Raw genomic sequence first — 12,943 nt, 5'->3', positions numbered from 1 at the left:
AGAGGGAACGATGGCGGCTAACGACACAATTGCAGATATGCTGACGCGCATCCGCAATGCCAACATGGCAAGGCATCAAATTACACACGTGCCAGCCACAAAAATGACCCGTAGTATTGCTAAAGTGCTACAGGAAGAAGGCTTTATTGCGGAAATTGCAGAAGACGGTGAAGGCGTAAAACGTAACCTAGTGATTTCTTTGAAATACAAAGGTAAAAATCGTCAACCCCTGATTACTGCATTGAAACGGGTGAGTAAACCAGGTTTACGTGTTTACTCCAACAGAAAAGAATTACCAAGGGTACTCGGCGGTATTGGCATTGCCATAATTTCCACATCTAGTGGCATTATGACTGACCGTGAAGCCCGTCGTCAGAACGTCGGTGGTGAAATACTCTGCTACGTTTGGTAGTGAATTATCAGTTGTCAACTGTCCCTTAAGGTAATCTTCTCCTCCAGCAAGACTACTCTGAACGAGAAGCCCTACCCTCTGCTAATGCGAAAGGGAATGTCAGTTAATCACGGGAAAAACCCCTTGGCGTGGCCTCCCGTAGAGAAGATCACACTGAAAAACAACTGAAAAAGGATAAAGGACAAAGGACAAAAAGTCATGTCTCGTATTGGTAAACGTCCAATTACTATTCCCGCCAAAGTACAAGTGACTATTGATGGCACAAAAGTTGTCGTGAAAGGCCCTAAAGGTGAACTTTCCCGGAATTTGCCAGCTAATGTCATAGTTTCTCAAGAAGGGGAAATATTACAAGTAACTCGGAAGGATGAATCTCGCACCTCCAGACAAATGCACGGCTTGAGCCGGACTTTGGTCGCCAACATGGTTGAGGGTGTGTCCCAAGGGTTTCAACGACGCTTAGAAATCCAAGGTGTGGGTTATCGGGCGCAAGTACAAGGGCGTAACCTAGTTCTGAATATGGGTTTCAGCCATCAAGTCCAAATTGTACCACCAGAAGGAATTCAGTTTGCTGTAGAAAATAACACTAACGTCATAGTCAGTGGTTATGACAAAGAAATAGTAGGCAATACAGCAGCCAAAGTTCGTGCCGTTCGTCCACCTGAACCCTATAAGGGTAAAGGGATTCGCTATGCAGGCGAAGTGGTCAGACGTAAAGCTGGTAAGACTGGTAAGGGTGGTAAGAAGTAAACATGAAACTTACTCGTAAAGAATCAAAACAGCGTCGTCACAGACGCATCCGGGGCAAAATCAAAGGTTCGTCAGAACGTCCACGGTTAGCGGTATTCCGCTCAAATGAGCATATTTATGCTCAAATAATTGATGACACGCAGCATCAAACTTTAGCAGCAGCATCAACTTTAGAAGCAGATTTGAAATCTAGTTTAGCTTCAGGGGCTACCTGTGAAGCATCCGCACAAGTCGGTAAATTGATTGCAGTGCGATCGCTAGAAAAAGGCATTAGCAAAGTCGTCTTTGATCGCGGTGGTAACTTATATCATGGTCGAATCAAAGCACTAGCCGAAGCCGCACGCGAGGCTGGTTTAGATTTTTAAACAGTCAAAAGTCTCAGGTCAAAAGTCAAAAGTAATTGACTATTGACTATTGTCCCTTGCGGGTTCGCCAGTCGCTCATGGGGGAGACCCCCAAGATCGCGCTGGCTCACTGTTGACTATTGACTATTGACTAAATAGAGAGCATAGATTATGGCAACTGGTCGTCGTAAAGCTAACCGCACAAAAAAAGAAGAAACCACCTGGCAAGAGCGGGTAATTCAGATCCGGCGGGTGAGCAAGGTCGTCAAAGGTGGTAAAAAACTCAGCTTCCGAGCGATCGTGGTCGTAGGTAACGAACGCGGTCAAGTGGGTGTCGGAGTAGGTAAAGCCTCTGATGTTATTGGAGCTGTGAAGAAAGGTGTTGCCGATGGCAAAAAACACCTCATAGACATCCCCATTACCAAATCCAACTCAATTCCACACCCCATTGATGGTGTTGGTGGTGGTGCGAAAGTGATGATGCGCCCAGCCGCCCCTGGTACTGGGGTAATTGCTGGGGGTGCTGTCCGCACAGTCTTGGAATTAGCTGGCGTGCGTAACGTTTTGGCTAAACAACTTGGCTCTAATAACCCACTCAACAATGCTAGAGCCGCAGTCAACGCCTTATCTACCCTGCGTACATTAACTGAAGTCGCTGAAGACCGAGGCATTGCTATTGAAAAACTCTACATTCAGTAGAGCTACTGTTACAAACTTTTTGTGTAAACAGGTGTCAATTACATCATGAGACTTAACGATGTTAAGCCCCAAAAAGGCTCTAAAAAACGCCGTCGCCGTGTAGGTAGAGGTATTGCTGCTGGACAAGGTGCTAGTGCTGGTCTAGGGATGAGAGGTCAAAAATCTCGATCTGGTAGCGGCACCCGCCCTGGTTTTGAAGGTGGTCAACAGCCATTGTACCGCCGTATACCTAAACTCAAGGGCTTTCCTTTAGTTAATCGGAAAATTTACACTACGATTAATGTAGAGAAGTTAGCCGCTCTTCCTGCCAATACAGAAGTAACATTGGAATCCTTAAGAACAGCAGGTATTTTGACTGCTGCCAAAGGCCCACTGAAAATCTTGGGTAATGGGGAAATAGGCGTGGCACTTACAGTGAAAGCAGCAGCTTTTACAGGACAAGCTCGGAGCAAAATTGAGGCGGCTGGAGGGAGTTGTGAAGTTTTAGGTTGAGCCAGAACAGCGCACTTAAAATACTAGCCAACTTGCTTCCAGTGCCTGGTTCATGATAAAGGTAGCACTCTATGATCAGTCGAGATAAAGCCCCAACGGCTCAAGAAACTTTTATGCAGATGGCACAAGCAGCTGGACTGAGAGGTAGGCTGCTTGTCACTGTCGGTATTTTAATTTTGGTTCGCCTGGGTATCTTTTTACCCGTACCAGGAATTGATAGAGGTAGGTTCGCTGAAGCCATATCGGGCAATAATTCTATATTCGGTTTATTGGATATTTTCTCTGGGCGAGGACTTTCTACTTTAGGGGTTTTTGCTTTAGGGATTTTGCCCTTTATTAATGCGTCCATTATTATCCAATTGCTGACGGCGGCCATTCCATCTTTAGAAAATTTACAGAAAAACGAAGGCGAAGCTGGTCGGCGGAAAATTTCCCAAATCACACGCTATGTCACTGTAGGTTGGGCAATTGTTCAAAGTGTGGCTTTCTCAGCTTTATTTCTGCAACAGTTTGCCTTAAACCCCGGTCCTATATTTGTAGCGGAAACAGCGATCGCCCTCACAGCCGGCTCTATGTTTGTGATGTGGGCATCGGAACTGATCACAGAACGCGGTGTTGGGAATGGTGCATCTTTGTTGATTTTTGTCAACATCGTTGCTTCTCTACCCAAATCTTTAGGTGACACCATTGACTTGGTGCAAGTTGGTGGTAGAGAAATAGTTGGACGGGTAATTGTGTTGGTGTTGGTCTTCTTGCTGACAATCGTTGGGATTGTCTTCGTTCAAGAAGGAATCCGCCGCATACCCATTATTTCAGCCCGTCGTCAGGTAGGTAGAAGAGTATTAGCAGAACAACGCAGCTATTTACCCTTGCGGCTCAACTCTGGCGGTGTCATGCCGATCATTTTTGCGGCTGCCATTCTCAGTTTGCCTTTGTTGATTGCTAACTTCACTAAAAACCCTGACTTGGCAAATATCGTCAATACCTATTTGAGTCCTGGCGGTTCTGCACCTTGGGTCTACGCTCTGGTTTATTTAACATCAATTGTTTTCTTCAGCTATTTCTACTCTTCATTAATTGTCAACCCAGTTGATGTAGCGCAGAACTTGAAGAAGATGGGTTCTAGTATTCCGGGGATTCGCCCAGGAAAAGCTACAAGCGAGTATATTGAGCGGGTAATTAACCGACTCACTTTTTTAGGCGCGATCTTTTTGGGCTTGGTTGCCATTATTCCCACGGCTGTAGAAAGTGCTTTGAAAGTACCAACCTTTAGAGGACTAGGTGCTACATCTTTGCTGATTCTGGTTGGTGTGGCAATCGATACTGCCAAGCAAGTCCAAACCTATGTAATCTCTCAGCGATATGAAGGAATGGTGAAGCAATAGTGACTCGATTAATCTTCTTGGGGCCGCCTGGAGCAGGTAAAGGAACGCAAGCTCAAATCTTGGCAGAACATTTACATATTCCTCATATTTCCACTGGGGAAATATTGAGGCAAGCCATGAAAGAGCAAACTCCTTTAGGAATTAAAGCTCAAAGCTATGTTGATGGCGGCGAGTTAGTTCCTGACCAGTTGGTACAAGACCTAGTAGCAGAACGTCTAAACCAACAAGATGCCAAATCTGGCTGGATTTTAGATGGTTTTCCTCGCAAGGTAACACAAGCAGCTTTCTTAGAGGAATTGCTGCAAAAAACTGGTCAAGGTGGCGAAAGAGTAGTCAATTTAGATGCCCCAGATGCAGTGGTGATAGCACGGTTACTAGATAGAGGACGCAAAGACGATAGCGAAGAAGTAATTCGTCGTCGCCTAGAAGTTTACCGCAACGAAACTGCACCATTAATTGATTATTATCGCGATCGCCAGAAACTCCTAACTGTCAATGGCGACCAATCCCAAGCAGAAGTCACTGTTGAATTACAAACTGTAGTAGGTTCATAGACTGTAACCAGGGGGTAGGAGGTCGAGAATTTCAAAAAACCACTACTCCCCTTTGTTCCAGACGCCCGTCGATATTTAGCTAAGATATATTAATAAACTGTTGATATATTTCTCGAACTGTGTTCTCGTGCAGAGGAGTGCTGTGACAGAACAAAAAATTGTTGAATTGAGGGATAAAACTTGTCTAAGCAAGATTTGATTGAAATGGAAGGGACAGTCACCGAATCATTGCCAAATGCGATGTTTCGGGTGGATTTGGACAATGGATTTAATGTTTTAGCACACATTTCTGGAAAAATCCGCCGCAACTACATCAAAATTTTGCCTGGCGATCGCGTCAAAGTAGAATTAACTCCTTATGACCTGACAAAAGGTAGAATTACTTATCGGCTGCGGAAAAAGTAGATATATGTATGGAAGTCTACCACAAAACAATTTATTTGGGTGTTACCCATTTACTTAATTGAATAAATTTTCCTAGAAATGCTATAATTTAATATTTGGAGTCATTTACAAAAGGCATGAAAGTTAGAGCCTCAGTCAAGAAAATTTGTGAAAAATGTAACGTGATCAAACGTCGTGGTCGCGTCATGGTGATTTGCGTCAATCCTAAGCATAAACAACGTCAAGGATAATCTTCCCAAACATGGAAGGAAGATTGATTGGCTTGTAACCAAACATCATCACTCAACAAAGTATAGACGCGTCAACTGCGTTTTTCGATCAGCAACTGCGATAACAATAGGGAGAGATTAATTGTGGCACGTATTGCCGGAGTAGACCTACCACGCGACAAACGCGTTGAGATTGGTCTAACCTATATTTACGGAATTGGATTAACAAGGTCGCAAGCAATTCTGGCAGCTACAGGAGTTAATCCTGATACCCGTGTCAAAGAATTAAGCGATGCTGATGTTGCCTCCTTGCGGGCAGAAATAGAAAGCAACTATCAAGTTGAAGGTGATTTGCGACGCTGGGAATCGCTGAACATCAAGCGATTGGTAGACATCGGTACTTATAGAGGCCGCCGTCACCGGATGGGCTTACCAGTCAGAGGACAAAGAACTCGCACTAATGCTAGAACCCGTCGGGGTAGAAGGCAGACAGTGGCTGGTAAGAAGAAAGCTCCTGGTAAGTAATTTTCCCATACTTGCTAACCTCAGCAAGTTTCCCTTTAAATTAACTGAACAAACATGGCGAGACAACCGACTAAAAAATCTGGGAGTAAGAAACAGAAACGTAACGTCCCCAACGGGATGGCCTACATCCAGTCTACTTTCAACAATAGCATTGTCACTATTACCGATCAAAATGGAGATGTCATCTCCTGGGCAAGTGCTGGTTCTAGTGGTTTTAAAGGTGCAAAGAAGGGAACACCTTTTGCAGCGCAAACAGCTGCTGAAAGTGCCGCCCGCAGAGCTATAGACCAAGGGATGCGCCAAATTGAGGTAATGGTGAGTGGCCCAGGAGCAGGACGAGAAACTGCGATTCGCGCTCTCCAAGGAGCAGGACTAGAAATTACACTCATTCGTGATATTACACCAATTCCTCACAATGGTTGCCGTCCTCCGAAACGCCGCCGAGTGTAGATACACAACTTTTGACCAGTGAAGGTAAGTAGTTTCAGCAACCAAAATCACCTGCAATTACTGCTGGTAGGTTCTCAAGTCAATCTACCAAGCGGGGTGATAGCGAAACAACTTTCAACGGCTGGGGTGACGAAAAATATATCAGCTCTTCCTTGTGGGAGGGCTGCTAGATTTAAAATCACCCACAACTATAGTGAATGCCCGTAAGCTTAATAGGCAGATCAAACATGACTGCTCTGAGAAGTTGGCAGTTTGATCCACCGAAAGCCAGCCCAAGGCAATAAATTAAATTCCAGAGGCAATCAATTTGCCTGCTAGCAGCACCTTAAATAAGGGAGGCTACTCCGTGGCGCAATTTCAAATTGAATGTGTAGATTCGAGTACAGAAGAAAGTCGCAGTCATTACAGTAAGTTTATCTTAGAACCCCTAGAACGTGGTCAAGGAACAACAGTTGGCAACGCGCTAAGACGGGTTTTACTGTCAAATTTAGAGGGAACAGCAGTTACAGCCGTCAGAATTGCCGGCGTTACACACGAGTTTGCCACCGTTCCAGGGGTGCGGGAAGATGTACTAGAGATCCTCATGCGAATGAAGGAAGTGATTCTCAAAAGTTACTCCTCTCAACCCCAGATTGGTCGATTACTTGTGAATGGCCCAGCAACAGTTACATCGGCACATTTTGATTTGCCCAGTGAAGTAGAAGTCATCGATCCTACCCAGTATATAGCCACCATTGCAGAAGGGGGCAAGCTGGAAATGGAATTTCGGATCGAGAGAGGTAAAGGCTATCGCACCGTAGAAAGGGGACGAGAGGAAGCCACATCCTTGGACTTTTTGCAAATCGACTCGATATTTATGCCCGTGCGGAAAGTCAACTATAGCGTTGAAGAAGCTCGTGTAGACGGATCGATTACCAAAGACAGACTACTCATAGAAGTGTGGACAAATGGTGGTCTTTCACCCCAAGAAGCACTATCTTCAGCAGCAGGGATTTTAGTTGAGTTATTCAACCCCTTGAAAGATATCTCGCTAGAACCAACAGATACAAGTTCCGAGATTCCAGACGATCCAACAGCTCAGATCCCCATCGAAGAGTTACAACTTTCTGTCCGGGCTTATAACTGTCTCAAGCGGGCGCAGGTTAACTCTGTGGCAGACTTGTTGGATTTCACCCAAGAAGACTTGTTAGAGATTAAAAACTTCGGTCAGAAGTCAGCAGAAGAGGTAGTAGAAGCTTTACAACGCCGCTTAGGTATTACCTTGCCCCAAGAAAGAAGCTCTAAACACAGCTAAACCAAAACCGTTCATACTTTCAAAGTGGATTTTTATGCGTCACCGTTGTCGGGTTAAAAAACTTGGTAAACCAGCTGACCAGCGTCGCGCCCTGTTGCGAGCGCTCACTACTGAACTAATCCGTCATGGTCGGATTACTACTACTTTAGTTCGGGCTAAAGTGCTACGCAGCGAAGTAGAAAAAATGATTACTCTTGCTAAAAGCGGCTCATTAACAGCACGTAGAGAAGCTCTAGGTTATATCTACGACAAACAGCTAGTTCATGCTCTGTTTGAGCAAGCCCCCACTCGGTATGGTAATCGTCAAGGTGGTTACACCCGTATCCTCCATACCGTACCTCGCCGGGGAGATAAAGCTGAGATGGCAATCATTGAACTAGTGTAGAGAAAGCAGGGGTCTAGGGGTGTAGGGGAGAAATTTTGGCCCAATGCCCATAATTCTATGTTAGCAAGTCACCAGCCAACACCCACTCAGCGAGTAGCCTTGGTAATTCAATACCTAGGCACTCATTTTCATGGCTGGCAACGGCAAAAGCAGCACCGTACAGTTCAAGAAGACATTGAAACAGCGATCGCCAAAATTCTTGGCTATCATGTCACACTCCACGGTGCTGGGCGTACCGATAGCGGAGTCCATGCTGCTGCTCAGGTAGCCCATTTTGATGCTACAGGTTTCATCCCTGCTCATAAGTGGGCGGCAGTCCTCAATAGTTATCTGCCCGAAGATATATTAATTAGGGCTTCAGCAAATGTCAGCGACCATTGGCACTCTCGCTTTAGTGCAGCGTATCGACGGTATCGCTACACAATCTATACTGAAGGCTGTTCCAACTTGTTTGTGAAACCCTTCAGTTGGCATTATTATCATCCGCCCTTAGATGAATCACTCATCCAAGCTGCACTGAAACCACTTTTGGGAAAGCATGACTTGGCAGCTTTTCACCGAGCAGGGTCAAAGCGATCGCATTCCTGGGTGGAAGTACAAGCAGCAGAGTGTCATCGTCAAGGCCCATTTATCCATATTGAAATTCAGGCAGATGGATTTTTATATGGCATGGTGCGGTTGTTGGTGGGAATGCTAGTACAAGTAGGCTCTGGAAAAAGAACCCTGGCTAGTTTCACCGACATCTGGAAAGAGCAACGCCGCTTAGAAGTCAAATACGCCGCACCCCCCCAAGGCTTATGCTTGTTGCGGGTCGGATATCCAGATTTCCCCTTTTCCCCTGATGTTTGGTATGACACCATGCCAAAATTAGCTATTAGTCAAGAGTCATTAGTTAAAAGTCAAGAGTCCAATGCTTTTACTATGGACTATGGACTCTTAACTACGGACTCCCAAAAAAAATGACAAAGGATCAACAAACATGAGTAAAACCTACGTCCCTCCTCAAGAATCTCTTGAGCGTGATTGGTACATAGTAGATGCTACTGATAAACGTCTCGGTCGCCTCGCCAGCGAAATCGCCATGATTTTAAGAGGCAAAAACAAACCTCACTATACCCCCCACCTAGATACAGGGGACTTCGTGATTGTTGTGAATGCTGAAAAAGTAGCAGTTACAGGCAAAAAACGGACTCAGAAACTTTATCGTCGTCACTCTGGTCGTCCAGGCGGGATGAAGACTGAAACCTTCGCTAAACTACAACAGCGTTTACCAGAAAGAATCCTGGAACAAGCTGTCAAAGGTATGTTACCGAAAAATAGCTTGGGTAGGCAGTTGTTTACTAAACTAAAAGTCTACGCTGGGTCTACACATCCCCACGAAGCGCAAAAACCCACGGAACTTAACATTAATACAATTCCCGGAGCAGAAATTTAATGGTAGTAGCAGAAGCAAATAGCGGACGTGCCGTGTATTGGGGTACTGGTCGCCGTAAATCCGCCGTAGCACGGGTACGCTTAGTTCCCGGTAGCGGTCAATTGATTGTGAATGGCAAGCCTGGAGATTTGTACTTCCAATTCAACGCCAATTATTTAGGAGTCATCAAAGCTCCTTTGGAAACATTGGGACTAGAAAACGAATACGACATTTTAGTCAAAGCAGAAGGTGGCGGCTTAACTGGACAAGCTGACTCTGTGCGCTTGGGAGTAGCCCGTGCTTTATGCCAACTAGACCCAGAAAACCGTCCACCTTTAAAAGTCGAAGGTTACTTAACCCGTGATCCCAGGGCAAAGGAACGGAAAAAATATGGTTTGCACAAAGCCCGGAAAGCTCCTCAATACTCCAAGCGATAAGCGATTGGGGATTCAGGTATTGGTTACTGGACATTGGGCAATTCAATGAGTGGATTTTAGATTGGGTTTCAATCTAAAATCTAAAATTACCAGTCCCCAGTCCTTAATCCCTAGTAACGAATTACAAGCAAAAAGTTATAATTTTTATAAATTCACCACAAAAGGAACAATGGCTAAATCTGATATTCATCCCAAGTGGTATCCAGAAGCAAAAGTTTACTGCAACGGTCAAGTTGTGATGACTGTTGGTTCGACCAAACCAGAATTACACGTAGACCTTTGGTCTGGAAACCACCCTTTTTACACTGGTACTCAGAAGATTATTGACACCGAAGGACGAGTAGAGCGATTCCTGCGGAAGTACGGCATGAGCAGCACTCAAACCTCTGGCGAACCAGACAAAAAGTAGCGGGTTGGCTCTGCTGTTAACGACGACCCTGCGTTGGCTGGGTCGATTGTCATTTTTGGCCGAGCCAACTTGTTATTTTAAGGAGCTATCGCACTGAATTATGGCTGAAACATACTTACTGCAAAAACTTAAGTCAGTTGAAGAAACTTTTGATGAACTGACTCGTCGCTTGGCTGACCCAGATACCGCTAAGAACCCCGACGAGTATCAAAAAATTGCCAAGTCTCGTTCTTCCTTGGAAGAAGTTGTCAATACCTATGAAACTTGGAAAATATCTCAGGAAGAATTGATCGGGGCGCGTCAGATAGTTAAAGAGTCTAATACTGATCCAGAGTTGCAAGAAATGGCAGCACTGGAGGTACATGAGTTAGAAGAAAAGGTGGAATACCTAGAGACAAGATTGAAGGTATTGCTTCTGCCCCGCGACCCCAACGATGATAAAAACATTATGTTGGAAATTCGCGCTGGGACTGGTGGAGATGAAGCCAGTATCTGGGCGGGCGATTTGCTGCGGATGTACTCCCGCTATTCTGATGTTCAAGGCTGGAAGGTGAAACTAGTCAGCGAGTCTCTGGGTGAGATGGGCGGCTTCAAAGAGGTGATCCTGGAAATTCAAGGTGAGAGCGTTTACAGTAAGCTGAAATATGAAGCCGGAGTGCATCGCGTGCAGCGCGTACCAGCAACTGAAGCAGGGGGAAGAGTTCACACCTCCACAGCGACAGTAGCAATTATGCCAGAAGTGGATGATGTAGAAATCCACATTGACCCCAAAGATATTGAAATGACTACGGCTCGTTCTGGTGGTGCTGGTGGACAGAACGTCAACAAGGTGGAAACTGCTGCTGATTTGATGCACAAACCAACGGGAATTCGGATTTTTTGTACAGAAGAACGCAGCCAGTTGCAAAACAAAGAACGGGCGATGCAAATTCTGCGCGCGAAACTTTATGAAATCAAGTTACGGGAACAACAAGAAGAAGTAACTTCGATGCGGCGATCGCAAGTTGGTACAGGATCGCGATCGGAAAAAATTCGTACCTATAATTATAAAGATAACCGGGTTACTGACCATCGTTTAGGTCAAAACTTCTCTCTTAACCCTGTTCTGGAAGGGGAGATAGAATCAGTGATCCAATCTTGTATTTCTCAAGACCAGCAGGAACAATTAGCAGAGTTAGCGGCTTCTGGCACTACTGCCTAATCACCGCCTTCATTAGTTATGTGAAAACCGCTTGTAGTTCTGTGTTTTTTAACACGGTCAAGCGATTTTCTAATTTCGCTTGCAGCCCTTCTTCAATTTCACTGGGATAGTGGTAGTAAGCAAACTCGTATTTCATGAGATAATTTAACCTCTGCCATTCCTTGAAAATTTCGCAGGCATAGATTAAATTTTCTATTTCCTGTTGCCAACGCAGAAAAATCCGATAGCTAAAAAAGCTACTGCAAACATTGCCTTTTGTATCCCAGAAGGAGATACAAATTTGATGCTTGAGGCAATGAATTTTTTTGATTTCCTTCACATCATAGCCTTTAGCTTTTAAAGTTACTTGTGCTTCGGTGTTAGATATGCCCCATTCTTCTGGTTTGATTTTATTAGCCGCAATTAAATTTTTATTTTTACGACGATATTGATTAATTTTATGTAGCTTCCGGGACATGATGCACCTGTTCAATTAAACACACGGCTATGGCAGCGATCGCAACTTAATTTGCGCTCATGACTACCCATACTAGAGTATTTCTGCTTATTACTTAGGTTGTAGAATTAAAACCTAAGATTATATACTTTACTGCTAAAAGAAAACTCTGTCAATCAAAAACAGGACTTACTTAACTAACATACTAAAATCAAAATACACGTAGTTAATCGTAATCAATTTTGTTTTTATACCAATTCTTTATGAAGACGCACATAACAAGACCCCCCTGTAGTCCCTCCTTGGTAAGCTACCGTGTATACACATCTATATGCTAAGTGCAAAATGTGGTTTGATCCCCCTAAATCCCCCTTAAAAAGGGGGACTTTGATTCTAGTCCCCCCTTTTTTAAGGGGAGTTAGGGGGGATCAGAATGATACGGCATAAGGTTATCAGACTTGTGTATACACCGTAGCCTTGGTAAGGGGGTAAATATATGCAGCTTCACGTAAAATTGGTATTAACTAATGACTAATGAAGAATTCCTGAAAAAGTAAACTGATAATGTTACAACTAAACTTGTAAATAAAGTTGACTAGCCATAAAAGCAGTGAACGTTGAAAGCAGACAAAAACTGATTGAAATAATTAAGTTAGCTCGTGGTTCGCTAAGTCAGCGAGCCTTTGGTAAATCGTTAGGAGTTTCTGCTACGGCTGTTCAAATGTGGGAAAAAGGCTTAAAAGTGCCAGATACGGAAAATTTGGCTCAAATTGCAGCGAAAGCAGGCTACACAATGGAAGAGTTACTCTGTTGCTTAGAGGGTAAACCAATCCCAGAAACTTCTGATTTGACTTTGATTCTACGACAAATTAAGCATATGCCTCTGAGTCAAGTAGCTTTAGTTGTGCAAGCTGCGGCCGATAGACTAGCCTCTGTCGCACAAGCATCAGATGAGGAAGCAAAAGCTAGTTAAATCAATGAATTATGTAGATTTTTCTTATTAAGTGTGAATTGGATTGGCTGAAACAAAAACAACGCTGTATCATACCTCTAAATGTATTATTTTCTTCAGTCAAAACATCAATCCTACGTAGGGCTTGCAGAATAAACAAAAAACCTAGATAAATCAAGAGATTTGGGGGGAT

20 protein-coding genes are annotated in these 12,943 nt (G+C 44.3%); 19 read left to right on the top strand and 1 reads right to left on the bottom strand.

Features of this window, described 5'->3' with window-relative positions:
• Positions 1-10: 10 nt before the first annotated feature.
• The 18 genes from rpsH (at position 11) to prfA (ending at position 11,362) form a co-directional block, all read left to right on the top strand.
• Complete coding sequence (gene rpsH, locus ACM0OR_RS22600) at positions 11-412, top strand: 30S ribosomal protein S8 (protein ID WP_190707475.1); 402 nt, start codon at positions 11-13, stop codon at positions 410-412.
• A 198-nt stretch (positions 413-610) separates the two neighbouring features.
• Positions 611-1,159, top strand: a complete 549-nt coding sequence (gene rplF, locus ACM0OR_RS22595; RefSeq protein ID WP_323266839.1) for a 50S ribosomal protein L6 — start codon at positions 611-613, stop codon at positions 1,157-1,159.
• Positions 1,160-1,161: 2 nt separating this feature from the next.
• A complete protein-coding gene (rplR, locus tag ACM0OR_RS22590) occupies positions 1,162-1,524 on the top strand; it encodes a 50S ribosomal protein L18 (RefSeq protein WP_190707480.1) in 363 nt (120 codons plus the stop codon).
• Positions 1,525-1,674: 150 nt separating this feature from the next.
• Positions 1,675-2,202: a 30S ribosomal protein S5 gene (gene rpsE / locus ACM0OR_RS22585; protein ID WP_190707482.1), complete on the top strand. Its 528-nt coding sequence runs from the start codon at positions 1,675-1,677 to the stop codon at positions 2,200-2,202.
• Positions 2,203-2,247: 45 nt separating this feature from the next.
• The gene (gene rplO, locus ACM0OR_RS22580; protein ID WP_190707485.1) at positions 2,248-2,694 is read left to right on the top strand and encodes a 50S ribosomal protein L15; all 447 of its coding nucleotides are present in this window, start codon (positions 2,248-2,250) and stop codon (positions 2,692-2,694) included.
• A 71-nt stretch (positions 2,695-2,765) separates the two neighbouring features.
• Complete coding sequence (secY, locus tag ACM0OR_RS22575) at positions 2,766-4,079, top strand: preprotein translocase subunit SecY (RefSeq protein WP_190707488.1); 1,314 nt, start codon at positions 2,766-2,768, stop codon at positions 4,077-4,079.
• Positions 4,079-4,633 (top strand): adenylate kinase, encoded by a 555-nt coding sequence (locus ACM0OR_RS22570; protein ID WP_414578838.1) that lies wholly within the window; start codon positions 4,079-4,081, stop codon positions 4,631-4,633. Before secY ends, ACM0OR_RS22570 begins: the two co-directional genes overlap by 1 nt.
• 180 nt (positions 4,634-4,813) lie before the next feature.
• Positions 4,814-5,038 (top strand): translation initiation factor IF-1, encoded by a 225-nt coding sequence (gene infA / locus ACM0OR_RS22565; protein WP_006276978.1) that lies wholly within the window; start codon positions 4,814-4,816, stop codon positions 5,036-5,038.
• A 116-nt stretch (positions 5,039-5,154) separates the two neighbouring features.
• Positions 5,155-5,268, top strand: a complete 114-nt coding sequence (gene rpmJ / locus ACM0OR_RS22560; protein WP_015129703.1) for a 50S ribosomal protein L36 — start codon at positions 5,155-5,157, stop codon at positions 5,266-5,268.
• Positions 5,269-5,391: 123 nt separating this feature from the next.
• Positions 5,392-5,772, top strand: a complete 381-nt coding sequence (gene rpsM / locus ACM0OR_RS22555) for a 30S ribosomal protein S13 (RefSeq protein ID WP_190707492.1) — start codon at positions 5,392-5,394, stop codon at positions 5,770-5,772.
• 54 nt (positions 5,773-5,826) lie between these two features.
• On the top strand, positions 5,827-6,222 hold the full coding sequence (rpsK, locus tag ACM0OR_RS22550) for a 30S ribosomal protein S11 (protein ID WP_010998331.1): 396 nt from the start codon (positions 5,827-5,829) through the stop codon (positions 6,220-6,222).
• A 346-nt stretch (positions 6,223-6,568) separates the two neighbouring features.
• Complete coding sequence (locus ACM0OR_RS22545) at positions 6,569-7,516, top strand: DNA-directed RNA polymerase subunit alpha (protein ID WP_414578837.1); 948 nt, start codon at positions 6,569-6,571, stop codon at positions 7,514-7,516.
• Positions 7,517-7,550: 34 nt separating this feature from the next.
• A complete protein-coding gene (gene rplQ / locus ACM0OR_RS22540; protein WP_190707498.1) occupies positions 7,551-7,901 on the top strand; it encodes a 50S ribosomal protein L17 in 351 nt (116 codons plus the stop codon).
• A gap of 57 nt (positions 7,902-7,958) precedes the next feature.
• Positions 7,959-8,864, top strand: a complete 906-nt coding sequence (gene truA / locus ACM0OR_RS22535) for a tRNA pseudouridine(38-40) synthase TruA (protein WP_414578836.1) — start codon at positions 7,959-7,961, stop codon at positions 8,862-8,864.
• A gap of 16 nt (positions 8,865-8,880) precedes the next feature.
• Complete coding sequence (gene rplM / locus ACM0OR_RS22530) at positions 8,881-9,336, top strand: 50S ribosomal protein L13 (protein ID WP_323266842.1); 456 nt, start codon at positions 8,881-8,883, stop codon at positions 9,334-9,336.
• Positions 9,336-9,752, top strand: coding sequence for a 30S ribosomal protein S9 (rpsI, locus tag ACM0OR_RS22525; protein WP_323266843.1), 417 nt, complete (start codon positions 9,336-9,338; stop codon positions 9,750-9,752). Before rplM ends, rpsI begins: the two co-directional genes overlap by 1 nt.
• Positions 9,753-9,921: 169 nt before the next feature.
• The gene (rpmE, locus tag ACM0OR_RS22520) at positions 9,922-10,161 is read left to right on the top strand and encodes a 50S ribosomal protein L31 (protein WP_323266850.1); all 240 of its coding nucleotides are present in this window, start codon (positions 9,922-9,924) and stop codon (positions 10,159-10,161) included.
• Between the two features lie 100 nt (positions 10,162-10,261).
• Complete coding sequence (gene prfA / locus ACM0OR_RS22515) at positions 10,262-11,362, top strand: peptide chain release factor 1 (protein WP_323266844.1); 1,101 nt, start codon at positions 10,262-10,264, stop codon at positions 11,360-11,362.
• Between the two features lie 16 nt (positions 11,363-11,378).
• Here prfA and ACM0OR_RS22510 read toward each other — a convergent pair whose 3' ends face one another.
• Entirely contained in the window at positions 11,379-11,819 is a 441-nt protein-coding gene (locus ACM0OR_RS22510) for a hypothetical protein (RefSeq protein WP_414578835.1), read from the bottom strand.
• A 589-nt stretch (positions 11,820-12,408) separates the two neighbouring features.
• Between ACM0OR_RS22510 and ACM0OR_RS22505 the strand changes: the two genes are divergently transcribed.
• Positions 12,409-12,771 carry a helix-turn-helix domain-containing protein gene (locus ACM0OR_RS22505; RefSeq protein ID WP_414578834.1) on the top strand — a complete coding sequence of 121 codons (363 nt, stop codon included), beginning with the start codon at positions 12,409-12,411 and terminating at the stop codon, positions 12,769-12,771.
• The last annotated feature ends 172 nt before the right edge of the window (positions 12,772-12,943 follow it).

It is taken from the genome of Anabaena sp. CCY 9402-a (genome assembly GCF_963920945.1).
GTDB classification, from domain to species: domain Bacteria; phylum Cyanobacteriota; class Cyanobacteriia; order Cyanobacteriales; family Nostocaceae; genus Trichormus; species Trichormus minutissimus.
This window is presented reverse-complemented; position numbering and strand designations above follow the sequence as displayed.

What these genes read in the sequence shown, in the direction of transcription:
- rpsH (WP_190707475.1), top strand. Translation starts at nt 11, where the DNA reads ATGGCGGCTAACGACACAATTGCAGATATGCTGACGCGCATCCGCAAT.
- rplF (WP_323266839.1), top strand. Translation starts at nt 611, where the DNA reads ATGTCTCGTATTGGTAAACGTCCAATTACTATTCCCGCCAAAGTACAA.
- rplR (WP_190707480.1), top strand. Translation starts at nt 1,162, where the DNA reads ATGAAACTTACTCGTAAAGAATCAAAACAGCGTCGTCACAGACGCATC.
- rpsE (WP_190707482.1), top strand. Translation starts at nt 1,675, where the DNA reads ATGGCAACTGGTCGTCGTAAAGCTAACCGCACAAAAAAAGAAGAAACC.
- rplO (WP_190707485.1), top strand. Translation starts at nt 2,248, where the DNA reads ATGAGACTTAACGATGTTAAGCCCCAAAAAGGCTCTAAAAAACGCCGT.
- secY (WP_190707488.1), top strand. Translation starts at nt 2,766, where the DNA reads ATGATCAGTCGAGATAAAGCCCCAACGGCTCAAGAAACTTTTATGCAG.
- rpmJ (WP_015129703.1), top strand. Translation starts at nt 5,155, where the DNA reads ATGAAAGTTAGAGCCTCAGTCAAGAAAATTTGTGAAAAATGTAACGTG.
- rpsK (WP_010998331.1), top strand. Translation starts at nt 5,827, where the DNA reads ATGGCGAGACAACCGACTAAAAAATCTGGGAGTAAGAAACAGAAACGT.
- rplQ (WP_190707498.1), top strand. Translation starts at nt 7,551, where the DNA reads ATGCGTCACCGTTGTCGGGTTAAAAAACTTGGTAAACCAGCTGACCAG.
- truA (WP_414578836.1), top strand. Translation starts at nt 7,959, where the DNA reads ATGTTAGCAAGTCACCAGCCAACACCCACTCAGCGAGTAGCCTTGGTA.
- rplM (WP_323266842.1), top strand. Translation starts at nt 8,881, where the DNA reads ATGAGTAAAACCTACGTCCCTCCTCAAGAATCTCTTGAGCGTGATTGG.
- rpsI (WP_323266843.1), top strand. Translation starts at nt 9,336, where the DNA reads ATGGTAGTAGCAGAAGCAAATAGCGGACGTGCCGTGTATTGGGGTACT.
- rpmE (WP_323266850.1), top strand. Translation starts at nt 9,922, where the DNA reads ATGGCTAAATCTGATATTCATCCCAAGTGGTATCCAGAAGCAAAAGTT.
- prfA (WP_323266844.1), top strand. Translation starts at nt 10,262, where the DNA reads ATGGCTGAAACATACTTACTGCAAAAACTTAAGTCAGTTGAAGAAACT.
- ACM0OR_RS22510 (WP_414578835.1), bottom strand. Translation starts at nt 11,819, where the DNA reads ATGTCCCGGAAGCTACATAAAATTAATCAATATCGTCGTAAAAATAAA.